Origin of the sequence: Pseudomonas sp. P20 (assembly GCF_016463925.1) — a bacterium.
GTDB classification, from domain to species: Bacteria; Pseudomonadota; Gammaproteobacteria; order Pseudomonadales; family Pseudomonadaceae; genus Pseudomonas; species Pseudomonas aeruginosa.
In genome coordinates, this window is sequence record NZ_JAEMVM010000008.1 from 411588 (window position 1) to 434770 (window position 23183).

The 23183-nt window shown below is 66.2% G+C and carries 24 protein-coding genes; 8 read left to right on the forward strand and 16 right to left on the reverse strand.

What is annotated here, in order from left to right; translation table 11 throughout:
* Positions 1-53 precede the first annotated feature (53 nt).
* The 4 genes from JHD77_RS12505 to JHD77_RS12520 all read right to left on the reverse strand — a co-directional run bounded on the left by JHD77_RS12505 (position 54) and on the right by JHD77_RS12520 (position 4093).
* Positions 54-632, reverse strand: coding sequence for an HD domain-containing protein (locus JHD77_RS12505; RefSeq protein ID WP_003160088.1), 579 nt, complete (start codon positions 630-632; stop codon positions 54-56).
* 87 nt (positions 633-719) lie between these two features.
* Positions 720-1274, reverse strand: coding sequence for a helix-turn-helix domain-containing protein (locus tag JHD77_RS12510; protein WP_003088112.1), 555 nt, complete (start codon positions 1272-1274; stop codon positions 720-722).
* A gap of 157 nt (positions 1275-1431) precedes the next feature.
* Entirely contained in the window at positions 1432-3627 is a 2196-nt protein-coding gene (locus JHD77_RS12515; RefSeq protein WP_003122807.1) for a xanthine dehydrogenase family protein molybdopterin-binding subunit, read from the reverse strand.
* Between the two features lie 4 nt (positions 3628-3631).
* Positions 3632-4093 (reverse strand): (2Fe-2S)-binding protein, encoded by a 462-nt coding sequence (locus tag JHD77_RS12520; RefSeq protein ID WP_003102736.1) that lies wholly within the window; start codon positions 4091-4093, stop codon positions 3632-3634.
* A gap of 330 nt (positions 4094-4423) precedes the next feature.
* Between JHD77_RS12520 and JHD77_RS12525 the strand changes: the two genes are divergently transcribed.
* Together JHD77_RS12525 and ndhC are read left to right on the forward strand one after the other, a co-directional pair.
* Positions 4424-4747, forward strand: coding sequence for a DMT family transporter (locus JHD77_RS12525; protein WP_003102734.1), 324 nt, complete (start codon positions 4424-4426; stop codon positions 4745-4747).
* Between the two features lie 12 nt (positions 4748-4759).
* Positions 4760-5158, forward strand: coding sequence for an NADH-quinone oxidoreductase subunit A (gene ndhC / locus JHD77_RS12530; protein WP_003088123.1), 399 nt, complete (start codon positions 4760-4762; stop codon positions 5156-5158).
* On the opposite strand, the gene JHD77_RS12535 is transcribed toward ndhC, so the two are convergent.
* Positions 5155-5706 carry a helix-turn-helix domain-containing protein gene (locus JHD77_RS12535; protein WP_003132721.1) on the reverse strand — a complete coding sequence of 184 codons (552 nt, stop codon included), beginning with the start codon at positions 5704-5706 and terminating at the stop codon, positions 5155-5157. The two genes, ndhC and JHD77_RS12535, sit on opposite strands and share 4 nt — an antisense overlap.
* Before the next feature lie 85 nt (positions 5707-5791).
* Here JHD77_RS12535 and JHD77_RS12540 point away from each other — a divergent pair, with 85 nt between their 5' ends.
* Both JHD77_RS12540 and JHD77_RS12545 read left to right on the forward strand, forming a co-directional pair.
* Positions 5792-6325 (forward strand): GNAT family N-acetyltransferase, encoded by a 534-nt coding sequence (locus JHD77_RS12540; RefSeq protein ID WP_003102722.1) that lies wholly within the window; start codon positions 5792-5794, stop codon positions 6323-6325.
* A gap of 68 nt (positions 6326-6393) precedes the next feature.
* Positions 6394-8757, forward strand: a complete 2364-nt coding sequence (locus JHD77_RS12545; protein ID WP_003122806.1) for a DNA polymerase II — start codon at positions 6394-6396, stop codon at positions 8755-8757.
* Positions 8758-8760: 3 nt separating this feature from the next.
* Here JHD77_RS12545 and JHD77_RS12550 read toward each other — a convergent pair whose 3' ends face one another.
* The 3 genes from JHD77_RS12550 to JHD77_RS32850 form a co-directional block, all read right to left on the reverse strand.
* The gene (locus JHD77_RS12550; RefSeq protein ID WP_003102715.1) at positions 8761-9429 is read right to left on the reverse strand and encodes a hypothetical protein; all 669 of its coding nucleotides are present in this window, start codon (positions 9427-9429) and stop codon (positions 8761-8763) included.
* The gene (locus JHD77_RS12555; protein ID WP_023116468.1) at positions 9413-10822 is read right to left on the reverse strand and encodes an alpha/beta fold hydrolase; all 1410 of its coding nucleotides are present in this window, start codon (positions 10820-10822) and stop codon (positions 9413-9415) included. The genes JHD77_RS12550 and JHD77_RS12555 overlap by 17 nt, the downstream gene beginning before the upstream one ends.
* A gap of 331 nt (positions 10823-11153) precedes the next feature.
* Positions 11154-11441 carry a hypothetical protein gene (locus JHD77_RS32850; protein ID WP_003088136.1) on the reverse strand — a complete coding sequence of 96 codons (288 nt, stop codon included), beginning with the start codon at positions 11439-11441 and terminating at the stop codon, positions 11154-11156.
* 165 nt (positions 11442-11606) lie between these two features.
* On the opposite strand from JHD77_RS32850, the gene JHD77_RS32855 reads away from it, so the two are divergent.
* Positions 11607-11993 carry a hypothetical protein gene (locus tag JHD77_RS32855; protein ID WP_003115740.1) on the forward strand — a complete coding sequence of 129 codons (387 nt, stop codon included), beginning with the start codon at positions 11607-11609 and terminating at the stop codon, positions 11991-11993.
* Between the two features lie 13 nt (positions 11994-12006).
* On the opposite strand, the gene JHD77_RS12565 is transcribed toward JHD77_RS32855, so the two are convergent.
* The 8 genes from JHD77_RS12565 to JHD77_RS12600 form a co-directional block, all read right to left on the reverse strand.
* Positions 12007-12630 carry a glutathione S-transferase family protein gene (locus JHD77_RS12565; protein ID WP_014603031.1) on the reverse strand — a complete coding sequence of 208 codons (624 nt, stop codon included), beginning with the start codon at positions 12628-12630 and terminating at the stop codon, positions 12007-12009.
* Between the two features lie 88 nt (positions 12631-12718).
* The gene (locus JHD77_RS12570) at positions 12719-13108 is read right to left on the reverse strand and encodes a hypothetical protein (RefSeq protein WP_003088144.1); all 390 of its coding nucleotides are present in this window, start codon (positions 13106-13108) and stop codon (positions 12719-12721) included.
* Complete coding sequence (locus JHD77_RS12575; protein ID WP_199506529.1) at positions 13105-13842, reverse strand: hypothetical protein; 738 nt, start codon at positions 13840-13842, stop codon at positions 13105-13107. The genes JHD77_RS12570 and JHD77_RS12575 overlap by 4 nt, the downstream gene beginning before the upstream one ends.
* Positions 13839-16268, reverse strand: coding sequence for a penicillin acylase family protein (locus JHD77_RS12580; RefSeq protein WP_191519457.1), 2430 nt, complete (start codon positions 16266-16268; stop codon positions 13839-13841). Before JHD77_RS12580 ends, JHD77_RS12575 begins: the two co-directional genes overlap by 4 nt.
* 25 nt (positions 16269-16293) lie before the next feature.
* Entirely contained in the window at positions 16294-16917 is a 624-nt protein-coding gene (locus tag JHD77_RS12585) for a 2OG-Fe(II) oxygenase (protein WP_003088147.1), read from the reverse strand.
* A gap of 16 nt (positions 16918-16933) precedes the next feature.
* Positions 16934-18208 carry a fatty acid desaturase gene (locus JHD77_RS12590; protein ID WP_003102695.1) on the reverse strand — a complete coding sequence of 425 codons (1275 nt, stop codon included), beginning with the start codon at positions 18206-18208 and terminating at the stop codon, positions 16934-16936.
* An 18-nt stretch (positions 18209-18226) separates the two neighbouring features.
* Positions 18227-19396, reverse strand: a complete 1170-nt coding sequence (locus JHD77_RS12595) for a hypothetical protein (RefSeq protein WP_003088150.1) — start codon at positions 19394-19396, stop codon at positions 18227-18229.
* 5 nt (positions 19397-19401) lie between these two features.
* Positions 19402-20169: a sterol desaturase family protein gene (locus tag JHD77_RS12600; protein ID WP_003102692.1), complete on the reverse strand. Its 768-nt coding sequence runs from the start codon at positions 20167-20169 to the stop codon at positions 19402-19404.
* A 761-nt stretch (positions 20170-20930) separates the two neighbouring features.
* Between JHD77_RS12600 and qscR the strand changes: the two genes are divergently transcribed.
* The 3 genes from qscR to phzB all read left to right on the forward strand — a co-directional run bounded on the left by qscR (position 20931) and on the right by phzB (position 23138).
* Positions 20931-21644 (forward strand): quorum-sensing transcriptional repressor QscR, encoded by a 714-nt coding sequence (gene qscR / locus JHD77_RS12605; RefSeq protein WP_003118960.1) that lies wholly within the window; start codon positions 20931-20933, stop codon positions 21642-21644.
* A 481-nt stretch (positions 21645-22125) separates the two neighbouring features.
* On the forward strand, positions 22126-22614 hold the full coding sequence (gene phzA, locus JHD77_RS12610) for a phenazine biosynthesis protein PhzA (RefSeq protein ID WP_003450170.1): 489 nt from the start codon (positions 22126-22128) through the stop codon (positions 22612-22614).
* Positions 22615-22649: 35 nt separating this feature from the next.
* Positions 22650-23138: a phenazine biosynthesis protein PhzB gene (phzB, locus tag JHD77_RS12615; protein ID WP_003115119.1), complete on the forward strand. Its 489-nt coding sequence runs from the start codon at positions 22650-22652 to the stop codon at positions 23136-23138.
* The last annotated feature ends 45 nt before the right edge of the window (positions 23139-23183 follow it).

Here is a 23183-nt window from a genome sequence, read left to right on the forward strand (position 1 = left end):
ATGGCGAGCTACGTAGGCGGTGGCGCTGGTAACGCTGCCCGGGCGGGCGCACGCTAGGCGTCGCGCCGAGCTGCGAGGCACTGTCGGGTCCTGGCGTCGAGTAGCTCGCGCAGGGTCTTGAACAGCGGTGCGCGGTCGGTATAGCGACGGCCGTAGTCGAGGTTGAAGGCATAGTCGAAGTCCGCCGGATTGTCGCCCTGGGTGTGCTGGAGCAGGGTTTCCAGCTTGTCCAGGGCCTTCACTGCCAGGGCTTCGGCGGACTCGCCGCGCTCGTATTCGTCCCACAGGGCGAGCAGGCGGTCGCGCAGCGGCGCGTCGAGGTGACGGGTCAGCTGCAACAGGTCGGCGCGTTCCTGTTCGCCTTTGTCCGGGTGCGCGGCCTGCTCGACGGCGGGGATGTCGCCGTGGATCGCTTCGCCGAGGTCGTGGACCACGCACATGCGCAGGACCTTGCCGAGGTCCAGGCCGGCCAGTTGGTCCTCGAAGGCCAGTGCCATCAGGCACAGCCGCCAGCTATGTTCGGCGGTGCTTTCCGGGCGGCCGGAGGAGGTGTGCGCGGAGCGCAGGACGTCTTTCAGGCGTTCGGCTTCGCGGAGGAATTCGAGGCGGTTGCTCAGCAGTTCGAGGGACATGGCGCGGGCTCCGCTACCGGTGAAACGAGCCTGCAAGCCTAGGCGCGGCGGTGCTGAAGGTCCATGGATAAAATATCCGTGGCGACGTCAGAGGGTTTCCACCAGGCGCACCGCGCGTCCGTCCGAGAGGGTCATGCGGGTCCAGCGGCAACGGCTGCGCCGGATCGGCACGATGGCCGAGGCGTTCGCTCCGCTGGCGAACTCCAGCGCCGGCGGTGCCAGCAGTTCGCGCCAGCCGAGTTCCTCGAGGGTGGCTTCCTGGCGGAGGATTTCCTCGCTGCAATAGGGCCACAGCGAACGGTCGAGCAGTTCGCCGAGAGGCACGCCGAATTGCGCGGCGCGTGCCGGCGAACAGGCCAACAGGCGATGGGTGAGGTCGCAGATCAGGTGCACGGGTTGCGGGTTGGCCTCGACCAGGCGGGCCAGTGCCTGGTCGGCGGCGGCTTCCAGGCGGGCGCCGAGCAGACGCTCCAGGCGTGCCCGTTCCTCCACCAGCAGCGCCTGGGTACCGGACTCCCAGCGCGAGATGGTCGATTGCGCCACGCCGAGCAATTCGGCGGCATGCGTTTGCTTGACCCGGTGCAGCAGGCGCCAGCGACGCAGGGCGGGGCCCAGGGACGAAGAAGGGAGAGGCTCGGTCATGCTTGGCTACGCGGGCGAATGGACGCTGAAGTCTGCGCCCGACGCCGGGCGGAGGCAAATCGGCGCGACACCGGGGGGACCCGTATGGTCGGCGGCGATCCTCGGAGGGCCGCCCGCGCCGCGCCGGCAGCCGTGGAGCTGCCGGCGGGCGTCTCGCTCAGGCCTTGGCGAAGGAGGTGGGGAAGGGCAGGTTGTACAGGCGTTGCCCGGTGGCGGCGAAGATCGCATTGGCCAGCGCCGGGCCGATGGGCGCCACACCGGGTTCGCCGACCCCGGTGGGCGCTTCGCCGGAGGGCACGATGTGCACTTCGACCTTGGGCATCTCGGCGATCCGCAGCACCTGGTAGCCGTCGAAGTTGTTCTGCTCGACCTTGCCGTCCTTCAGGGTGATCGCGCTGTGCAGGATCGCGCCGAGGCCGAAGCCGATGCCGCCCTCCATCTGCGCGGCGATCACGTCCGGGTTGATCGGGATGCCACAGTCCACCGCACAGACCACCCGCTCGACCTTCAGCTTGCCGTCCTTGTCCACCGAGACCTCGACCACCTGGGCGACGAAGGTCTTGAATGCCTCGGTCACCGCGATCCCGCGCCCGCGCCCGGCGGGCAGCGGCCTGGACGGGTCCCAGCCGGCCTTTTCCGCAGCCAGTTCGAGCACGCCGCGCAGGCGCGGCTGCTCTGCCAGCAGGTCGCGGCGGAACAGGTAGGGGTCCTTGCCGGCGGCCTGCGCCGCCTCGTCGATGAACGCCTCCACCGCGTAGACCGTGTGCGAGCTGCCGACCACCCGCCACCACAGGACCGGCACGCCGACCTGGGTGGTGCTCAGCTCGACCGAGACATTGGGCACCGCATAGGGCAGGTTGGCGGCGCCTTCCACCGAGGTGGCGTCGACGCCGTCCTTGACCATCACCGCGGCGAACGGCGTGCCTTCCAGGATCGACTGGCCGACGATGCGATGTTGCCAGCCGACCAGCTTGCCGTCGGCGTCGAGCCCGGCTTCGAGCCGGTGGTAGTACATCGGCCGGTAGAAACCGCCGTGGATGTCGTCCTCGCGGGTCCATTGCAGCTTCACCGGCACGCCGTTGGCGCCCAGCGCCTTGGCGATCGATACCGCCTCGACGATATAGTCCGACCAGGCGTTGGCGCGCCGGCCGAAGCTGCCGCCGGCGTAGAGCGTATTGATCTTCACCTGCTCCGGCTTCAGCCCGGCGGTGCGCGCCGCGTTGCCCTGGTCGACGGTCTGGAACTGGTCGCCGGCCCAGATCTCGCAGCTGTCGGCGGTCAGCCTGACCACCGCGTCCAGCGGCTCCATCGGCGCATGGGCGAGGAACGGGAACTCGTAGCTGGCGGCGATCCTGCGGGTCGCCCCGGCCACCGCCTTGGCGGCGTCGCCGTCCCTGCGCGCGGGCTTGCCGGGTTGCTCGGCGAGCTTGCGGTACTCCGCCATCAGCGCCTCGGAACCACGCTTCTCGGCCTTGCTCTCGTCCCACTCGACCTTGAGCGCGTCGCGGCCTTGCTTCGCCGCCCAGAAGCCCTTGGCGACCACCGCCACGCCGTGCGGCACCTGGACCACCTCGACCACCCCCGGAATCGCCCTGGTCGCCGTGGCGTCGAACGATTTCACCGTGGCGCCGAACAGCGGCGGGCGCTGGAGCAGGGCGACCAGCATGCCGGGCAGGCTGACGTCGAGGGTGAATTGCGCACTGCCGTCGGTCTTGCCGGGAACGTCGACGCGCGGCGCCTGGTGACCGATCAGGCGGAAGTCCTTGGGATCCTTCAATTGCACTTTTTCCGGCACCGGCAGTTCCGCCGCCGCAGCGGCCAGCGAACCGTAGCTGGCCTTGCGCTGGCTGGCCGGATGTTCGACGAAGCCGTCGCGGGTGCGCAGTTCGGTGGCCGGCACTCGCCACTGGCGGGCGGCGGCCTCGACCAGCATCGCGCGCGCCTTGGCCCCGGCCTCGCGCAATTGCATCCAGGAGTTGGCCATCGCCGAACTGCCGCCGGTGCCCTGCATGGTGCCGAAGGCCAGGTTGGCGTAGCGCTTGGCGTCGGCGGGCGCGCTTTCCACGCGGACCTTGCTCCAGTCCGCGTCGAGTTCCTCGGCGACGATGGTGGCGATACCGGTATAGGCACCCTGGCCCATCTCCACGTGCTTGGCGATCACCGTGACACTGTCGTCCGGAGCGATCCGCAGGAAGGCGTTGGGCGCGAAGCCGGCGTCCGGCAGGGCCGCGGCGAGGGCACGCCGGGCTCCGCTCCACTGGAAGCCGATGGTCAGGCCGACCACCGCGGCGCCTTTGAGGAAGCCGCGGCGCGAGCCGGGCAGGGCGTTGCTCAGATCGATCTTGCTGTTCATGGCGTCAGGCCTTCAGGGTGTCGGCGGCTTCGTGGATGGCGGCGCGGATCCGCACATAGGCGGCGCAGCGGCAGATGTTGCCGTTCATCGCGGCATCGATGTCGGCGTCGCTGGGGCTGGCGTTCTGCTCCAGCAGCGCGGTGGCGGACATGATCTGGCCGGACTGGCAGTAGCCGCACTGCGGTACCTGGAGCTTGACCCAGGCGTCCTGCACGGCCTTGCCGGGCTTGCTCTGGATACCCTCGATGGTGGTGACGCGCTTGCCGGCGACCGCGGAGACCGGCAGCACGCAGGAACGTACCGCGGTGCCGTCCAGCTGCACGGTGCAGGCACCGCACTGGGCCATGCCGCAGCCGAACTTGGTGCCGTGCAGGCCGGCGCTTTCCCGGATGGCCCAGAGCAGGGGCATGTTGGGATCGACGTCGAGGGTGACGTTCTTGCCGTTCAGGACGAGCGAGGTGGGCATGCTGATTCTCCACGGAAAGGCCCGGGCAGGGCGTTATCTCTTATCAGGCAGGGATGCATCGGGCGAAGTGTGCGCGAAGGACGAAACGGACGCCTTGCACGATCCTGCGAAAGTCTAGATCAATCCTGCCGAGCGTCCCGGCGGGCACGGCGCGGAAACGCGGCGAAACAACTCCGTCGGCGCAGGCGTTCACCCGGCATCGGCAACGCGCTAGGATCGCTGCCGTCGGTGACTGACGCCCGCCCGGGCGGCACGCACTTTCAGCCGGAAGCGGGACGACCCGTTTTCCCTCTTTCATTGCGCGGGGACGACCCTGCAGAGAGGCTGAAAATGGCGTGGATCTATCTCTTGCTCGCCGGTGTCTTCGAAATCGTCTGGGCCACGGCCATGAAGGAGTCGGCCGGCTTCACCCGCCTGTGGCCAAGCCTGGTCACCCTGCTGTTCATGATCCTCAGCTTCGGCCTGCTGGCCGTTTCCATGAAAACCCTGCCCCTCGGCACGGCCTACACCATCTGGGTCGGCATCGGTGCGGTCGGCGCCTTCGCCCTGGGCATCCTGCTCTTCGGCGAAAGCCCGAGCCCGTTGCGGCTGCTGGCGGTGGGGCTGATCGTGGCCGGCATCGTCATTCTCAAGCTGGCGACCCGTCAGGGCTGAGGGGCGACCATCATGTACGCATCCTTCGCTCCCGCGACCTGGGCCTTGCTCGCCTACCTCTTCGGCGCGCTCGCCCTTTGCCTGCTCATGCTGGGGTTGGGCCGGGTGCTGGGCGGCCGATCGCATGGCCGGGCGAAGAACCTGCCGTTCGAGTCGGGGGTGGATTCCACCGGCTCGTCGCGCTTGCGCTTCTCGGTCAAGTACGCGTTGGTCGCCATGCTGTTCGTGATCTTCGGCATCGAGATGCCGTTCCTCTACCTCTGGGCGGTGTCGCTGCGGGAGAATGGCTGGGCGGGTTTCGTCGAGGCGACACTGTTCGTCTCCCTGCTGCTGGTCGGACTGTTCTACCTGCACCGGGTCGGCGCCCTCGACTGGTCGCCGGAGCGCCGGCGGAAAAAGCCGCACGACTAGTCGTGGAGGATCACCAGCAGGTAGCGGCAGGCTTGCCCGGCGGTGGCGAAGGTCACCGCGCGGTCGACGCCGAAGTCCAGGCGGTCGCCGCGTTGCAGGTGGAACGACTGCTCGCCGTAATCCACCCGCAGCGCACCCTCGACCAGCCACAGGCGCTGCCGGTAGGGCCGGCCGCCCCAGCGGGGATAGTCGAGGCGGGCGTTCGCCGGGATCTCCACTTCCACCATTTCGCAGCCGCTGCGCGGATCGCGAGCGCCGACCTGGCGGCGGCGGTAGCCGCTGGCCGGGTCTTCCCACACTTCCTGCTGCGCGCGCCGGCAGAGCGGTTCTGCCGGCGCCTGCGTGTCGCCGAGCAGCTCGGAGAGGGCGACCCCCAGGCCGCTGGCGAGACGGCCGAGGACGCTGGCGGTGGGGCTGCTTTGGTTGCGCTCGATGCGCGAGATCATCGCCTTGCTCACCGCGCAGCGTTCGGCCAGTTGGGCGAGGGTCAGCTCGCGCTCCTTGCGCAGGGCGGCTAGGCGTCGGGCAATCAGTTCGTCGATATCCATGAGTGGCCCTGGCGGATTTTTCTCGTCCATGATAGTCACTGTCCAATATATTGGAAATTCGACCTTGCATTGGAGCTTGCCCGCGATGACCGAACCGACGATTCGCCGCCTGGCTGGCGAGGAGATCCTGGCGCGCCTGGACGAACTGGCCGAGGTACTGCTGGACTGCGTGGAAGGCGGGGCTTCGGTCAGCTTCATGTGGCCGTTGCCGCGGGAGCGGGCGCTGGCCTTCTGGCGCGGCGTCGGCGAGAGCGTGGCGGGCGACGAACGCCTGCTGCTGGTGGCGGAAGCGGAGGGGCGGATCGTCGGTACCGTGCAACTGCTCCTCGACCAACCGCCGAACCAGCCGCACCGCGCCGACGTGGCGAAGATGCTGGTGCACCGGCGTGCGCGTCGGCGCGGCATCGGCGAGGCGCTGATGGGCGAGCTGGACCGGCTCGCCCGGGCCTGCGGCAAGTCCCTGCTGGTGCTGGACACGGTCAGCGGCAGCGCCGCCGAACGGCTGTACCTGAAGACCGGCTGGACACGGGTCGGGGAAATTCCGGACTACGCCCTGATGCCGGACGGCACGCCCTGTCCCACCACCTATTTCTACAAGCGCCTGGCTGCTGCCGGCTGACCGAAGATGCCAGCGTTCCCAAGGCAGGCCGGGTAGAATCGGCGGATGCGAGAGATTCGGGGTCGATGGTGGAGTTACTGCAAGGGTTCGTCCTGACCCGGCACTGGCGCGATACGCCGGCCGGCACGGAAGTCGCGTTCTGGCTGGCGACCGAGCAGGGCCCGCGGCAGGTGCGGCTGCCGCCGCAGCCGTCGGTGGCGTTCGTCCTCGCCGAGCAGCGCGGGCGCGTCGAGTCCCTGCTCGCCGGGGAGACTGGCGCCGAGCTGCGGCCGCTGGCGCTGCGCGACTTCCAGCAGCGGCCGGTGCTCGGCCTGTACTGCCAGCAGCATCGCCAACTGATGAATCTGGAGAAACGCTTGCGCCAGGCCGGCGTCGAGGTGTTCGAGGCCGATATCCGGCCGCCGGAGCGCTACCTGATGGAGCGCTTCATCACCGCGCCGGTCAGCCTGGAGGCGAGTGTCGAGGCTGACGGCAGCCTGCTCGCCCGGCGCCTGAAGCCGGCTCCGGACTATCGCCCGCGCCTGCGCCTGGTGTCGCTGGACATCGAGACCAACGCCCGCGGCGATCTCTACTCCATCGCCCTGGAAGGCTGCGGCCAGCGCCAGGTATACATGCTCGGCCCGGCCAACGGCGATGCCGCGGCCGTGGATTTCCGCCTCGACTATTGCGACAGCCGTGCCGGGCTGCTTGAACGCCTCAACCAGTGGCTGGCCGAGCACGATCCCGACGCCATCATCGGCTGGAACCTGGTGCAGTTCGACCTGCGCGTCCTGCATGAGCATGCCCAGCGCCTGAAGGTGCCGCTGCGCCTGGGGCGTGGCGGCGACGAAATGGGCTGGCGCGAGCACGGCAGCCGCAACAACCACTTTTTCGCCGCGGCGGCCGGCCGCCTGATCATCGATGGCATCGAGGCGCTGCGCTCGGCGACCTGGAGCTTCCCCTCGTTCAGCCTGGAGAACGTCGCCCGGACCCTGCTCGGCGAAGGCAAGGCGATCGACAATCCGTACCAGCGGATGGACGAGATCGATCGCATGTTCGCCGAGGACAAGCCGGCCCTCGCGCACTACAACCTGAAGGACTGCGAATTGGTGACGCGGATCTTCGCCCGTACCGAACTGCTCGACTTCCTCCTCGAACGGGCCACCGTCACCGGCCTGCCGGCGGACCGCAGCGGCGGCTCGGTGGCGGCCTTCACCCACCTGTACATGCCGTTGATGCACCGCGCCGGCTTCGTCGCCCCGAACCTCGGCGAGAAGCGTCCGGAAGCCAGTCCCGGCGGCTTCGTCATGGACTCGCGGCCGGGCCTCTACGAATCGGTGCTGGTGCTCGACTACAAGAGCCTGTATCCGTCGATCATCCGTACCTTCCTGATCGATCCGGTCGGCCTGGTGGAAGGCCTGCGCCAGCCGGACGACGAGCACTCGGTGGAAGGCTTTCGCGGCGCCCGCTTCTCGCGTACCCGGCATTGCCTGCCGGCCATCGTCGCACGGGTCTGGGAGGGCCGCGAGGCGGCCAAGCGCGAACGCAACCAGCCGCTCTCGCAGGCGTTGAAGATCATCATGAACGCCTTCTACGGGGTGCTGGGTTCCAGCGGCTGCCGCTTCTTCGACCCGCGCCTGGCCTCGTCCATCACCCTGCGCGGGCATCGGATCATGCGCCGTACCCGCGAGCTGATCGAGGCCGAGGGCTATACGGTGATCTATGGCGATACCGACTCCACCTTCGTCTGGCTCGGCAGCCCCCGCGCCGAGGAGGAGGCCGCGGCCATCGGCCGGGCGCTGGTGGCGCGGGTCAACGACTGGTGGCGCGAGCACCTGAAAGAAGAATTCGGCCTCGACAGCGCCCTCGAGCTGCAATTCGAGACCCATTACCGGCGTTTTCTCATGCCCACCGTGCGCGGCGCCGAGGAGGGCAGCAAGAAACGCTACGCCGGCCTGGTGCGCCGCGCCGACGGTGGCGAGGAGATGGTCTTCAAGGGCCTGGAGACCGTGCGCACCGACTGGTCGCCGCTGGCCCAGCGCTTCCAGCAGGAACTCTACCTGCGCATCTTCAATCGCCAGCCCTACCAGGACTACGTGCGCGATTACGTACGACGGACCCTGGCCGGCGAGCTGGACGACCTGCTGGTCTACCGCAAGCGCCTGCGCCGGCGCCTCGACGATTACCAGCGCAACGTGCCGCCGCATGTGCGCGCGGCGCGCATCGCCGACGACTACAACCTCGAGCGCGGGCGCCCGCGGCAGTACCAGAGCGGCGGCTGGATCAGCTACGTGATCAGCGTCGCCGGTCCCGAGCCGCTCGAGGCGCGGCGTTCGGCCATCGACTACGAGCACTACGTGGGCAAGCAGTTGCAGCCGGTGGCCGACGCCATCCTGCCGTTCGTCGGCGATGATTTCGCCACTTTGGTCGACCGGCAGATGGCACTATTCTGAGGCTCATTGGCGGATGAGCCGCTGGTCCAGCTGGCGCAGCCGTTCCCGGTCGAGGTTGCGCGGCAGGACGAGAGTGTCCGAGCCGTTGGTCAACGGCGATTCCACGGGCCTGTTGAGTGGGATGACGATACGCTCGGCGTCGTAACGGATTTCCTTGGCGTCGGTCAGGCCCTGCTTCTGTAGCTGATGGATGGCTTCGAGGCGGGCGTCGGCGTCGGCTGCGCTGGGCGCCGATTGCATGACCTTCAGGTAGATGTCCAGTGCCTCCCGGCCATTGAACGGACCTTGCCCCAGGTGCTTCACGAATACCCGGTAGACGCCTCCCACCGCGCGGCACAGGCGGCTGTTGCCGTTCTGTGCGGCGATGTCGGCCTGCAGCCTGGCGTCGCACTGCTGCTTGCTCATGTTGCGGGCTTCGGACTTTTCGCTTTGCGCGCAGTAGGCGCTGCCGTAGAGGTCGCCGTCCTTGTCGCAGCGGCCGTAGCAGATATCGTGCAGGCGGCAGGCCTCGCTGAGCGAGCAGCCCGCGACGTCGTCCGGAACCAGATACTGGGTGAAGCCGGAGCCGCAATAGGTGGCCTTGTCTTCGGCGGCGCTGGCGGCGGGCGCCATCCGCGGGGCGAGCAGAACGACGGCGAAGCCGATCAGGAGCAGGCTAGAGAGGGTTTTCATAGAGGACGTCCTGTTCGCTGCGGGTGCCGGGTTCCGAGAGTTGCCGTTGCAGCCGCCGGTGCATGGCCGTGGCTTTGAGGTAGTGGAAGTCGAAGCACTTGCCGAACGAGAAGTTCTTCCGCACCGGGTCGTGGCACTCCCGGTAGTAGGAGGCGCCAGCCGTGCGTTCGTAGATGGCCTTGCTGACGGCGGTGGCCATGAAGGCGATCACCTGGTCGTTGAAGATATCGTTGTGGTCGGCGATGAAGGACTGCGAGGTGTAGATGAAGTTGACCGGCTCGTTGCTGTAGCAGGGCATGCGCGGCAGCGCCGGATCGGCGTTGCCGCCGTCCGCGCTGCACAAGCTCCTGAAGCGCCATTTGCCGATATCGGTGTCGTCGATCACCCGTGGTTCGGGCGGTCTTGGCGCGCAGTTGTCGCTGCCATCCGGCAGCGGGCACTCGCGGTCGATCAGCAGGGCGGTCCGATACAGGCTGTAGTTGCCGAGGGCGGTGGTATCCAGGTCTTCTTCCCGGAGGCGATAGCGGGTTCCGTTGTAGGTCCTGTCCAGGTCCACCTGGCTCCAGGTGAGGTTGACGCCGACCCATTGGCCGAGCGGGAAGGCGAAGTGGGTGGCGCTGTCGCCGTGCGAACTGATGACGTACAGCAGCGGCGGCGGCCGGGCTCCCAGGGCGCCGACCTTGAGGCTGTTCTCCTTGAGCAACAGGCCCTGATTGGCCTCTATCGCCGGATTCAGCATGATTACCGCGTCGCCGAAGGCGCGTATCCGCTGACCGTCCTGGAGAGCCAGCAGGCGTTCGAGCAACGGGTCGTGAAGTGCGCCGAGGGTGATTGCGCCGCCGAAGCTGTGGCCGACGATCACCAGATAGTTCCTGTCCTTGCGATCGATCCGTTCCAACTGGGCGAGCAACTCGGCGACGCCACCCCGGCCGACTTCCTCGGCGACGGCCTTCCTGTCCCAGTAGGTCAGGTTCTCGCTATACAGGCCATGCATCGACTTGCCCCGCCAGCCAACATAGAGGCCGACCAGCCTGCGTTTGCCCAGCACCCCGGAGGAGGCGAGATTGGCGAGTGCCTTGTTGAAGCTGGCGACGTTGCCGTCGTCCCGTCCCGCGTTGTGCTTCCAACCGTGAATGAACACCACCATGGCGATGTCCCCCCGGGCGGAGTAGCGCTTTAGCTGGTCGATCAGGCGTTGCGTTCTGGCAGGCGCGAAGTCGTTGCCGCGCTCGCTGTATTCGACGAAGCCGATCTCGTAGTTCGGATGGCGTTCGTAGTAGCTGTCGCTGCAAGGCCGCATGTCGGCGCAGGTCGATTCGCTGTCATCGCGCAGCGGGGCGTTGGCGGCGCAGCCTGCCAGCAGGCAGGCTGCGAGAAGGGCGAGTATTTTCATGACGATTCCCGCGTGGAGATTCTTTTCCGGCGCGCCAGAACTCGACCGGTCGCTACCCGTTACGCAGGCCGGGTGCTGTCATGGGGGATGGGAGAGCGCAGGCGGAGAAGTCGTCCCGCGAAAGGCTGGGGAGGCGTGTGTCAGGGTCCCCTGGAAGCGGGCCTGGGATATCCCGGAAAGGCTCGTCGTGGGGCGAACTGTCGAAGACGTTGACATGCTGAACCACCACTTCCGTGTCTGTTCTGCAACTGTCTATAGACCGCCGGGGGATGGGTGTCAAAGTGCCACTTCGCAGCCTTCCCCATGGTGGATGGCTGCGAAGGAGAGTCGATCAGGCCAGTTGCGCCGGGTCGAGCATGTCGCTTTCGAAGGTCATCCAGCCACCGTTCTCGCTGGCCGCGCCGTCGAGGATCGGGCCGTAGTAGGTGAGGCCGATGGTCAGGCTGAAGCAGATGTGGGTAGCGTTCTCCGGGGCGTCCAGCTGGCCTTCGAAGTGCAGCTTGAGCACGCCCGGCTCGACGCTTTCCAGGCCGATGGCGACGTTCGGGTTGTCCACGGCCTCGCTTTCGCGGCCGCGTTGCTCGGCGCTGACGGTGAGGGTCACGGTGTCTCGGTACATGTCTTGCTCCAGTTGGCGTGGGGCCGGCGTCGCCAGCGCGGCGGACAGACTACTGGCAGACGCGCCGGCTGGCCAGTGTTGGCTGCGGTAGGCGCCGCGCGGGGCCTGGGAATCATTCGCCGGCGGCGCAGTCCAACTGCGCATCACCAACCAACCCCCGAGGGGATGATGAAGCTACCCGTGCTCGCTGTATTGGGCGCCGCGCTGCTGTTGAGCGCCTGCGCGAAGAAGGAGGCCGAGGCCTGTGCCTCGCCGGACGTGAAAGACCAACTGATGCGGATCTTCCTCCAGGGCGCGATCACCGAGCGCTCGCCGGAGTTCAAGGACAGCGCGCTGCGCGACGTGGCGATCCTCGAGAAGGATCCCGACAGCGGCGTGCTGTCCTGCGTCGGCACCCTCAGCGTGCCGGCCGGCCAGCAGGTGGTCGAGGGCGTCCTGCAATACCGCATCGCCCCGGTGGCCAAGTCCGACTACGACTACCTGCTGCTGGATACCGCCGGCGCCAACACCACCGCCCTGGCGCAGCGCCTGAACAAGGCGCTCGGCCAGTGATCGCGCGCCTCGCTCAGGGTACGCCGTTGCGGCCGTGGGCGAGGAAGCCGGGACGGGCGCCGAGGCGCTCGTAATAGGCGCGCACCGCTGGCAGCGACGGATGCTCGAACGGCGTCTCGTACCAGCGGTTGACCGACAGGCCGATGGCGATGTCGGCCAGGCTGAAGGTCTCGCCGGCGACATAGGCGCCGGTGCGTAGCAGTTGTCCCTCGAGGATTTCCATGAAGCCCGTCCAGCCGCGCAACGAAGCCTCCACCTGGGCCGCGTCGCGGTGCGCCGGCGACTGCCGGACCAGGCTCATGAAGGCATAGCTCCACGAGCGGTTGAGGTCGGAGGCCTGCCAGTCCAGCCACTGGTCGACCCGCGCGCGCGACGCCGCCTGCTGCGGATAGAGGCGTTCGCCGGCATAGCGGTTGGCCAGGTAGCGGATGATGCTGTTGGATTCCCAGAGCACCAGTTCGCCGTCCCGCAGCACCGGCACCATGGCGTTCGGGTTGAGGGCGAGGAATTCCGCCGCGTGGGTGTCGCGGAAGCCGCTGCCCCAGTCTTCGCGGCGGTAGGGCAGGTCCAGTTCGGCGCAGGTCCAGAGCACCTTGCGCACGTTGATCGAAGAGGCCTTTCCGAGAATCTCCAGCATGGCGATGGCGCGTCCTTGGGCGGATAGGAAGGCTCCGAGTATACGGGCCGATCCCGCCGACGGGGAGCGGCTCGAGCGGGGGCGCCGGCTAGGCGCCGCTGGCTTGCCGGCGGCCCGGGCGGCGGCGCGCCCAGAGGGCGAAGTAGAGCCAGCCGATGACGAACGATGGCGCCACGCTCGCCAATGGATGCGGCGTGCCCGAGAGCCAGTGCAGCGCGGCCATCGGCGCGGTCAGCAGGAGCACCACCAGCAGGGGCGCCTGGCGTTGCGCAAGGCCGTGGCGGCGGCCGAGACATTGCAACAGGTACAGGCCGAAGCGCGTCGCCAGGAGACTCGCGGCGCCCTGGAGCAGGGCGGCGACGCCCATCCCGGCCAGGCCGCCGTCCTGGTTGGCATAGGCCGCCCAGGCGCCGTAGAGCACCGCGGCCGGCAGCGCCGCCAGCCACGGGTCGTCGGAGCGCTGCGCGAGTCCGCTCACCGGATGATCCTCTGCTGCACGTAGGGTTCGGCACCGGGCGCGAGGCGGACCATGCAGAGGATCTGGTCGCTGCTGCCGATGTGGGCGACGAAGTGGTCGTTGGTCCTGGCGTGGCTGGACATCGCCATGCGCGGGAAGAAATCCGGGGCGACGCTGCGTTGCCCGCCGGGTATCAGGCCGGTTTCCGCATCCAGGCGCAGGTTGGCGGACAGCGTGCCGACCACGTCGCGGGCCAGGTCGACCATGTCCGGGCTCTGGCGCGGCGCTTCCAGGTCCGGGTACAGCGTCGCTCCCGGGATCCGCGCGCTGAGGGCGCGGAACATGTTGTAGACCACAGGGTTGTAGGTCTTCGCCACGATCAGTGGCGGCAGCCCGCCGTTGCGCTCGCTGACCTGGCGCAGGAAGAACTGGTTGATCCGCTTGAACAGGCTGGTGCGGTGGTAGCGGTCGACCACCATCGCTGTCCACAGGTAGAGGAAACGCGTCGCGCCGCGGACGAAGTCCTTCGCGCCCAGGATGCCGATGATCCGTTCGCCCTCCGGATCGGTCGCCAGTACCAGGTGGTCGTAGGTCTCGAAGATATCCGGCTGGTTGCCGAAGTATTGCAGCACGTCGAACTGCGGCATTCCCTCTTGCAGGTCGGCGACTATCTTGCGCTTGAAGCCCTCGGGGAACTGCCGTTCGCGGCTGGAGTAGTCGAGGTCGAAGGCGTTTTTCTGCGGATCGCTGGTCATGGTCGTGGCTCGCCGGAGGAAGAGGCTGAAGGGCGCAGGACCAACTGGCGGTCCGTCGCGTCGGGGGCGTCGTCGGCGATACGGATGTACGCGCCGCGGGCCCAGAGTTCGTTGAGGTCGGTGGCGCCGTCGAACGGCAGGCCGGAATTGCGGGTGGACAGCGCGTAGCGCGAGTTGTCGAAGTCCGCCAGGTCGATGACCATCCGCAGGGTCGCGGCGATCCGTGTGTTGAACGGGTTGGCCGGGTCGCTGTAGTCGAAGCGCCCGACGTTGACGCTGAAGTTGTCGCCGCCCTTGTTGTTCTTCAGGTCGAACAGCGCGCGCAGCGGGGTCTTGTGGAAGGGCACGTGCTCGGCGAGGGCGGCGTGCGCCTCGCCCCACTTCCAGCCGTCCGGCGCGCTTCCGTGGGCGGCTCGCAGTTCGTCGAGGGCGCGGCGCAGCGACTGGTTCAGCTTGAGGTCGCAGCCTTGTTCCTGGCCGCACCAGAAGCGCAGGTCGGCCTGGCCGTCGAGGATCAGCCGGAGGAATCCGTCGTAGTTGCGCTGGTTCCAGCCGCTGGCCAGCAACTGCGTGCCGATCCTCGGTTGCAGCAGCTCGCGGGTGAAGGCGCGTACCCAGTAGCCGGCGATCAGTGGCGCGGCCAGGTCGGCGGCGGCCTGGTGGTTCCAGCCCTGGAGCAGGGCGAAGGCCTCGCTGGCGCGCAGTTCGGGGTCGCTGACCTGCTCCAGCATCTTCGGCAACAGGCTCGCCATCACGCTGGAGAACTCGTCGTTCTGCAACTCCAGGCTGTCTTCCAGGGTGCGCTGGCCGGGGCCGCCGAGCCACTCGCGGATGCGTTCGTAGCGGTAGGGCAGGACCCAGTCGTGGCCGAAGTCGAAGGCATTGTCGGGCGGCACGATGCGCTGGTTCGCCGTGGCGATGAACCCTTCGCGGGGGTTGAGGCTGCGTGGCTTGGCGCTTTCCGGAACGTAGCCGACCCAGTCGTAGCGGCTCTCCCAGCCGGGCGAGGGGGCCAGGCCATGGAGGTCGTCGTCGGCGCCGCGGAGCGGTACGCGACCGGCGGAGACGTAGCCGATGTTGCCCTCGACGTCGGCATAGACCATGTTCTGCGGCGGTACGCCGAAGTCGGCGGCGGCGTCGAGGAACTGTTCCCAGCCTTCGGCCCGGTTGATCGCCAGCAGGCTCGGGAAGGTCTTGTCGTGACGGTCGAGGCCGGTCCAGGCGAGGGCGATCACCAGCCGGTCGCGCTGCGCCTGCGGCAGCCGCGCCGGTTCGTAGATGTCGCTGATCACCGGGCCGTGGCGGGTGCTGCGGACCTCCAGCGAGACCGTCTCGCCGTCGCGCACGGCGATGCGTTCCAAGCGCGTCTCGAAGGGCCGGTAGCCGTCCGGGGTCAGGTAGCGCCGCGGGTCCTGGGGATCGACGCGCTCCAGGTAGGCGTCCTGGATGTGCGAGCCGGTATTGGTGTAGCCCCAGGCGATGCGCTGGTTATGGCCGATGACGAACAGCGGGGCGCCGGCGAAGTTGGCGCCGGTGAGGCTCAGGCCGGGGATCTTCAGGCTGGCCAGGTAGAAGGCCGCCGGGTTGGTCAGGCGCAGGTGCGGATCGTTGGCCAGCAGCGGCTTGCCGGTGGCGCTGCGGCTGGCGGAGACCACCCAGTTGTTCGAACCGATGCCCTCGACGTTGGAACCGGGCAGTTGCCCCAGCAGCTTGCCGGCGTCCGGCGTGCCGTGCAGGGAGCGGTACAGGCTGGCGTAGTCGCGGGTGGCCGGCGGCCGCTCGCCCGGATAGGGGGCGAACACCTCGTTGATCCGCGCCAGGTCCAGGTGCTCGGCCAGCGCCAGGCGCTGCAACTGCATGCCCAGGTTGGCGCTCAGGGTCCAGGAATAGAGCAGGTGCAGGGACAGGCTGTCCACCGGCCCCCAGGGCCCCGGCCGTTCGTGGCGCACCAGGCTGAATTCCAGCGGCAGCGCCGCCGGGGCCAGCTCCAGATAGGCGTTGATCCCGTCGCTGTAGCGTTGCAGCAGGACGCGCGTGGGCGCGTCCAGGTTGGCGTAGATGCCCTCGGCGGTGCGCCGGAAGCCCAGGGTGCGGGCGAACCTGTCCATCGGCAGGGTCTTGACGCCGAACACTTCGGAGAGCGTCCCGCCGGCATAGCGGCGGGCGAACTCCATCTGCCACAGGCGATCCCTGGCGTGGCTGTAGCCGAGCAGGAAATAGCCGTCCTCCAGGCTCTGCGCGCGGATATGCGGGACGCCGGCGGCGTCCCAGGCGATCCGCCCCTCGTGTTCCAGGCCATGACCGACCTGGATCTCGCCGTACTTGAAGCCCAGCGGGACGGCCAGCAGGTAGACCGCGCAGGCCACTAGCCCCAGCAGCAGGCCGCCGAGGGACAGGCGCCAGGCGTAACGTGCGTTCTTCGACATCGCTTCGAGTCTCCACGCCGACGGGTCAATAGACCCGCCGGTTCCGGTCCGCATGGCGACTGACGAAGAACACCAGCGAGACGCGCTCGCCGGCGGTCACCCGCTGGACCTCGTGGGGATAGCTGCAATCGCTGATGATCACCGAGCGCGGCTCCGGCTTGATGTCGTTGCGCAGGTTGCCATCGCGGTCGTAGACCACGAACTGGCCGCCGGAGAAGTAGGTGCCGAGCTGCAGGACGATGGAGTACTGGTAGTCCGGGTTGCTGTCGGTATCCAGGTGCCGGCCGATGAACGAGCCGGCCTTCATCCGGTTCACCTGCATGCGCCGCACGTAGAAGGCGTCGTCGCCCATCAGCTTGCGGAACAGGCTCATCACGTTGTCGTTGCAGACGCGCGGGATGATCAGCTCCGACAGCGCATGGTTGACCACCGTGGGACGGTCGCGGTCGGTCATGAAACGGGCCACGTAGAGGTCGTTCTCCTCGTCGGCGTCGCCGATCAGGATCTTCTCCCACGGCAGGGTCGAGTTGGCCAGGACCTGGTTCATCAGTTCCCAGTCCTGCTCGTCGTAGAGCGCGTCGCTGGGGGTGATATAGGCGCAGCCGTTGGCTGCCAGGCTCTGGGTGATCTGGGCAATCTGAGTATTCATGGGGTTTCCTGTGTGATCAGGCGGTAGCCTGGGATGCGGGTTGGTTGGTGTGGGGCTGGTTGGCGGCATCGGTCTCCGGAGCGAGCCGGGCATGGTTCTCGCGGTACCAGTCGACGATTCCGAACGGGTCCGACTGGCCGCGGCAGAGGTGGTCGCGCAGGATCAGGAAGTTCTCCCACATGCCCCAGGTCTCGGTCATCGGGCCGAACTTCGAGGGGCGCGCCTCGTTGGCCGCGCGCTCCGGCGCGATGCGCCAGAAGTTCACTCCCGGCTTGCGATGGTGGAAGTCGTGGCTGGGCAGGTCCTGCATGAAGGAGAACACCCGCAGCGGGATGTCGATCAGCAGCACGCCCAGGCTCCAGCGAACGAACGCCAGGGCGAAGGCCAGGCCCTGCTTGTCGGCCGGGTAGGGGCGGCCGAGGAAGCGTCCCCAGCTCAGCGAGCCGTAGTGCAGGAAGCGCGGCAGGCCGTGCTCGTTGCGGGCGAACCAGAGGTGCTCGGAGACGTGCTGGATCCACGACGAGTACTGGGTGAGGATGAAGATCGGGAACAGGTAGAACAGCGCGAACGCCTCCAGGTAGCCGCTGGCGTACACCAGGCCGAGCAGCGCAGCCCAGTAGAGCGCCCGGCTGACGCGCTCGTGGCGCGGGGCGGAGACGAAGCTGACGTCGAAACGGAACTTCAGGTGCTCGAGGATCCGCGCCGGATGGAAGGGCGCGAGCACCAGGCGGGTCCAGAAGGCGCTCTCGGACATGCCCTTGTAGAAGCCGTGCTGTTTCATGAAGACCAGGTCGACGTCGTGCTCGGTATTGAAGGTGCGCACGCTGTGGTGTTCGTTCACGTGCAGCTTCACGTACTCGTCGCGCGGGGTGTGCAGGATCGGGATCGACAGGATCCACTTGCAGGTGAAGCGGGCCAGCGCCTTGTTCTCCAGGCTAGCGCCATGGGTGGTGTAGTGGAAGGTATGGAGGAAGCCACGCTGGCGGTTGACCACCAGGCACATGATCAGCGCGCCCAACAGGCACTTCAGCCACAGTGGCTGCTGCGAGGCGAGCAGTTGCTGGCCGTAGATCACCGCGAGGAAGAACACCGCGTAGCCCCAACTGATGTGCAGGTAGAGCTGCCAGGGCTTGAGCAGGGTGTCTTTCGGCCGTCGCGGCGGGCGGTCGTTCAGCGACTTGCCGGTGACCCAGGTCCAGAACGGCTGGCAGGGCAGGTCCTTGTAGGTACGGCGCACGTCGATGCCGTATCCGTACTTGGAGTATCGGGTCTTGAACAGTTCATCTTGCATGGCGCAGGCGCTCCCTCGTTACAGGTAGTCGGTTCGGATGTAGAGCGTCGGGACGGTCGCGAAGAACGAGTAGAACGGCTCCATCCGGTAGTGATCGACGGCCAGCACGACGAAGTTGTCGAAGCGCTCGCCGAAGAGTTTTCCCATCAATGCGTACTCGGCGGCCTGGGAGACGAAGCTGGCCCAGATCTGCTCGCGCGACTGGCTGGCGAACCATTTCTCGTAGAGCGGCAGGCGCGACAGGAAGATCGATTCCAGGGCCGGGTAGTCCAGCCCGGTCTGGCCGTAGTCGCCCTGTTCCAGGCGCTGGACGATCTCGCCGTGGGCCCGGTGCCAGCCGTCCTCGCCGCCGCACATCTCGAAGAACGAGCAGGTCGCGGCCGGGCAGGGCAGGGCCCCGGCGATCCGCTCGAGCTGGCGCTCGACCTTGCCGAGGAAACCCTCGCGGGTCTCGCCGGTGGCGGGGTTGCGGTTGAACGATAGGTACTCGAACTCGCCGCCGAGGATCGCGTGGCGGATTTCCACCTGGCGCGCCCTGGCCAGCTCCGCCACCGCCTGGCCGGCGCTGACCAGCTTGGCGCCGGCCAGGCCGGGCTGGTCGCCGACTCGCTCGAAGGTGTAGCGCGGCTTGCCCTCGGCATCGCTGGAGTGCGAGTAGTCCGGGCATACCGCGCTCACCAGGTGCAACGGACGGCCTTCGCCAGCGGCGCGCTCCAGCGCCTCAACCAGGCCGCGCAGGGCCCGCTCGCTGGGCGGCATGACGTTGCCGGCGGCCAGCCAGCGCTCGATGTCGCGAGCGTGGCGGTCGAGCTGCGGGATGTCCGGATGCTTGAGCTCCAGCTCGCTCTTGGCGTTGACCGCATCGGCCAGGAGCAGGGTGGTCAGGGACGGGATGCGTCCCTTGCTCTTGAATCGGTGGATGTTGGTGACCACCGAGTTGCCCTGGCGCAGCTTGAAGTCGAATTCCTGGTGGCGCGACTGGAGGATCAGGTAGAACAGGTAGTTGCTGAACGGCAGCTCGCGCGCGCCGTGGGAGATGCGCAGCTCCAGATACCTGCGTTTCAGTTCGCCGAGGCGCGTTTCCAGTTGCGCATAGGTATGGTCGGGGACCACTTCGGCGAGGGGGAGGCCATACGAGATGGATTTCAATATGTTCCGGCTGAGACGGGAATCGATGTCTGGAATCATGGCGTTCACCTGACGTCGGGCTTGACCAGGACGGGGGCGGGCTGGGTTTTTCCGGGGAGGCTGTGCACGTCGCGGAACAGCAGCATGTCGACGAACTGCTGCTCCTTGTCGCCGGCGAAGCCCTGCGGCTCGTCGATGCGGCGGGGGTTCTCGTAGGTGCCGAACAACATGTCCCAGATCGGGAAGTCGCTGTAGTTGCACTCGTGGCGGTCGCGCTGGTGGTGGATGCGGTGCATCTCCGGGCGCTGGAACAGGTAGCCGAGGACGTGCGGGGTGCGCAGGTTCGAGTGGTAGAACATCTCGCCGAGCGCGGCGAACATGATGTAGTAGGCGCCGGCCTCGATGCTGATGCCCATCACCACGTAGGCGACGAAGCTGCCCAGCAGCGAGTTGAAGACCATCTCGGTCGGATGCTTGTAGAAGGAGGTGAATACCTCGATGCGTTGCGGCGCGTGGTGCAACTGGTGGAACAGCCGCCAGAGCGTGTCGTTGGCGTGGCGCGCGCGATGCCACCAGTAGGTGACGAAGGTGTTGACGAAGTAGGCGGCGAAGCCGGCCAGCAGTGGTGGCAGGGCATCCGAGGTGTGCAGCAGGCTGTGCCCCATCATCCATTTGTTCCAGGTGATGCCGGCGAGCAGGGCGATCGACACCTGGACGATGTTGAGGAAGATCACCCGGGCCACCCAGGTGCTCACCTTGGGCAATTTCCAGCCGGGAACCAACTGTTCCAGCATGAAGATGAATAGCGCCACTCCGATCAAGTAATAAATCATATTTATCTCCTCTTCCTTAGGGGCGGACGCCATGCGGAACTTTCATCGATACGAAAGGCCAGCGTCCTGTTTATTGTCTGAAGCACTTCTCGGCAGGCTGCGGTTATCGCTTCGCTATATTCGGAAGGCGATCTCGGTCAGGCGTGGATAGCTTGTCCATGGTCGAATGGAGCGCTCTTTTTAATTGCCTCAGAATGCGCTTCGTGAAAATCGGCACGGACAATGAAATGCCTGGTCGAATTAAATTGTCACAGCCCGGCAGGGACAACCTGCCCTTCCGGGCAGGTATCTGCGGAGAGATAGGGGGGGAAGTATGTAGTTGCCATTTCTGGTCCCCGGGGAGCCTCGTCGACGAGGCCCGCCATGGGCCAAGGTTTGTTGTCGGGAGGCTCTCCCGACGACGATGGAGCGTGCGAGAAGAACAATGAGAAAGACCGCCGTGAGGCCCATCGGAGAGCCGTTCTACGGTTTCCGCAAAGATCCGGGGCGCCGTCCCCTCCAGCCCAGCGCAGTTCCTGCGCGGCGCCTCGTGTCCGTGCTCATCGAGAAGTTCTCTTCAGCCTCGTTTCGTCGTCGCCCGGCGGGCGGCGAATGGGCTCGACCTCGTCCGGAACACCCGCACAGGGCCGGTGGCGATATGTACTTCCAGGTCCGGCTTGATAAAGGGAATTGTCATGAGTGGATAAGACGGAAACAAAAAAGAATAAAAACGCTGAAGAACCGAATCCTGCCGGGATCGATTGTTGACTGGTGAAGCTGGCATGCATGATGAGAGAGAGGGATATCTCGAGATTTTGTCAAGAATAACAACCGAGGAAGAGTTCTTCTCCCTGGTTCTCGAGATATGCGGTAATTATGGATTCGAATTCTTTTCATTCGGTGCGCGGGCGCCTTTCCCGCTGACCGCGCCTAAATATCATTTCCTGTCCAATTACCCAGGGGAATGGAAAAGCAGATATATCTCCGAAGACTACACATCCATCGACCCGATCGTGCGCCATGGTCTCCTGGAATACACCCCGCTGATCTGGAATGGCGAAGACTTCCAGGAGAACCGTTTCTTCTGGGAGGAAGCGCTGCATCACGGCATCCGTCACGGCTGGTCGATCCCGGTCCGCGGCAAGTACGGGCTGATCAGCATGCTGTCCCTGGTGCGTTCCAGCGAGAGCATCGCCGCCACGGAAATCCTGGAGAAGGAATCCTTCCTGCTCTGGATCACCAGCATGCTGCAGGCTACCTTCGGCGACCTGCTGGCGCCGCGCATCGTCCCGGAAAGCAATGTGCGCCTGACCGCCAGGGAAACCGAGATGCTCAAGTGGACCGCGGTGGGCAAGACCTACGGCGAGATCGGCCTGATCCTGTCGATCGACCAGCGCACGGTGAAGTTCCATATCGTCAATGCGATGCGCAAGCTCAACTCCAGCAACAAGGCGGAGGCCACCATGAAGGCTTACGCCATCGGCCTGCTCAACTGAATCGACGCCTCGTCGCCTAGCGAGGCCGCCGCGCAAGCGTCCGGCCATTCACCGAATGGCCGGATAGCGTTTGCGCCGGTCGCCTGAGCGCAGCCTTCCCACCGGCAGCGTTTCCCCGCTGCCCCCTTCGCCATTGCGCCCGTCCTCCTGTTGTCCGGCACGCTAGTGCAACTTTCCGGGCGCTTGGCAAACCGGCCAAAGAATAGAACGGAATCGATGCCCCACACCTGTAATTTTTAAGGGGTTATGGCTATTGCAAAAAAGCGTTTATAAGTTTGTCCCCTGTCAAATCTGGTTACAACTGGGTTTCAGGCGAAACATTCGGTCATGGCAATTCGGCATTAGTTGAAACTTTGGAGACGCTCCGAAGCGGGCAACTTTTGCCCGGAAAAAGCTTCACGGCAATTTCTCCGGCCTGTCATCCCGATGTCTTCTTTCCGGTATGGATGCCAGTCGATTCGAACTGGCGGAGATTCGCACCATGCGAGAGTACCAACGGTTGAAAGGGTTTACCGACAACCTGGAATTGCGTCGGCGCAACCGTGCCACGGTCGAGCACTACATGCGCATGAAGGGGGCCGAACGGTTACAGCGGCACAGCCTGTTCGTCGAGGACGGCTGCGCCGGCAACTGGACCACGGAAAGCGGCGAACCCCTGGTTTTCCGGGGCCATGAGAGCCTCAGGCGGCTCGCCGAGTGGCTCGAGCGCTGCTTCCCCGACTGGGAGTGGCACAACGTGCGGATCTTCGAGACCGAGGATCCGAACCACTTCTGGGTCGAGTGCGACGGGCGCGGCAAGGCGCTGGTCCCGGGGTATCCGGAGGGCTATTGCGAGAACCACTACATCCATTCCTTCGAACTCGAGAACGGCCGGATAAAACGCAATCGCGAGTTCATGAACCCGATGCAGAAATTGCGTGCATTGGGAATAGCCGTTCCACAAATAAAACGTGACGGTATTCCCACCTGATTAATGTTTATTCCAATTCAAGAGGAGATATGACGATGCTCGATAATGCCATTCCCCAAGGTTTCGAAGACGCCGTGGAGTTGCGCAGGAAGAATCGCGAGACGGTGGTCAAGTATATGAACACCAAAGGCCAGGATCGCCTGCGCCGCCATGAACTTTTCGTCGAGGACGGCTGTGGCGGTTTATGGACCACCGATACCGGCTCGCCCATCGTCATTCGTGGCAAGGACAAGCTGGCCGAGCACGCGGTGTGGTCGCTGAAATGCTTCCCGGATTGGGAGTGGTACAACATCAAGGTCTTCGAGACCGACGATCCCAACCACTTCTGGGTCGAGTGCGACGGCCACGGCAAGATCCTCTTCCCCGGCTATCCCGAGGGCTACTACGAGAACCACTTCCTGCATTCCTTCGAGCTGGACGACGGCAAGATCAAGCGCAACCGCGAATTCATGAACGTCTTCCAGCAATTGCGCGCCCTGAGCATTCCGGTCCCGCAGATCAAACGCGAAGGCATTCCCACCTGAGGCCATCCTGGAAGGGGTGAACTATGGACGATCTATTGCAACGCG

Coding starts and splice junctions, on each gene's coding strand:
- JHD77_RS12515 (WP_003122807.1), bottom strand. CDS start 3,627: ATGAACAGCAAGATCGATCTGAGCAACGCCCTGCCCGGCTCGCGCCGC.
- JHD77_RS12520 (WP_003102736.1), bottom strand. CDS start 4,093: ATGCCCACCTCGCTCGTCCTGAACGGCAAGAACGTCACCCTCGACGTC.
- qscR (WP_003118960.1), top strand. CDS start 20,931: ATGCATGATGAGAGAGAGGGATATCTCGAGATTTTGTCAAGAATAACA.
- JHD77_RS12595 (WP_003088150.1), bottom strand. CDS start 19,396: ATGATTCCAGACATCGATTCCCGTCTCAGCCGGAACATATTGAAATCC.
- JHD77_RS12590 (WP_003102695.1), bottom strand. CDS start 18,208: ATGCAAGATGAACTGTTCAAGACCCGATACTCCAAGTACGGATACGGC.
- JHD77_RS32850 (WP_003088136.1), bottom strand. CDS start 11,441: ATGTACCGAGACACCGTGACCCTCACCGTCAGCGCCGAGCAACGCGGC.
- phzA (WP_003450170.1), top strand. CDS start 22,126: ATGCGAGAGTACCAACGGTTGAAAGGGTTTACCGACAACCTGGAATTG.
- JHD77_RS12580 (WP_191519457.1), bottom strand. CDS start 16,268: ATGTCGAAGAACGCACGTTACGCCTGGCGCCTGTCCCTCGGCGGCCTG.
- JHD77_RS32855 (WP_003115740.1), top strand. CDS start 11,607: ATGATGAAGCTACCCGTGCTCGCTGTATTGGGCGCCGCGCTGCTGTTG.
- JHD77_RS12550 (WP_003102715.1), bottom strand. CDS start 9,429: ATGAAAACCCTCTCTAGCCTGCTCCTGATCGGCTTCGCCGTCGTTCTG.
- JHD77_RS12565 (WP_014603031.1), bottom strand. CDS start 12,630: ATGCTGGAGATTCTCGGAAAGGCCTCTTCGATCAACGTGCGCAAGGTG.
- ndhC (WP_003088123.1), top strand. CDS start 4,760: ATGTACGCATCCTTCGCTCCCGCGACCTGGGCCTTGCTCGCCTACCTC.
- JHD77_RS12505 (WP_003160088.1), bottom strand. CDS start 632: ATGTCCCTCGAACTGCTGAGCAACCGCCTCGAATTCCTCCGCGAAGCC.
- JHD77_RS12585 (WP_003088147.1), bottom strand. CDS start 16,917: ATGAATACTCAGATTGCCCAGATCACCCAGAGCCTGGCAGCCAACGGC.
- JHD77_RS12555 (WP_023116468.1), bottom strand. CDS start 10,822: ATGAAAATACTCGCCCTTCTCGCAGCCTGCCTGCTGGCAGGCTGCGCC.
- phzB (WP_003115119.1), top strand. CDS start 22,650: ATGCTCGATAATGCCATTCCCCAAGGTTTCGAAGACGCCGTGGAGTTG.
- JHD77_RS12535 (WP_003132721.1), bottom strand. CDS start 5,706: ATGGATATCGACGAACTGATTGCCCGACGCCTAGCCGCCCTGCGCAAG.
- JHD77_RS12510 (WP_003088112.1), bottom strand. CDS start 1,274: ATGACCGAGCCTCTCCCTTCTTCGTCCCTGGGCCCCGCCCTGCGTCGC.
- JHD77_RS12575 (WP_199506529.1), bottom strand. CDS start 13,842: ATGACCAGCGATCCGCAGAAAAACGCCTTCGACCTCGACTACTCCAGC.
- JHD77_RS12525 (WP_003102734.1), top strand. CDS start 4,424: ATGGCGTGGATCTATCTCTTGCTCGCCGGTGTCTTCGAAATCGTCTGG.
- JHD77_RS12540 (WP_003102722.1), top strand. CDS start 5,792: ATGACCGAACCGACGATTCGCCGCCTGGCTGGCGAGGAGATCCTGGCG.
- JHD77_RS12600 (WP_003102692.1), bottom strand. CDS start 20,169: ATGATTTATTACTTGATCGGAGTGGCGCTATTCATCTTCATGCTGGAA.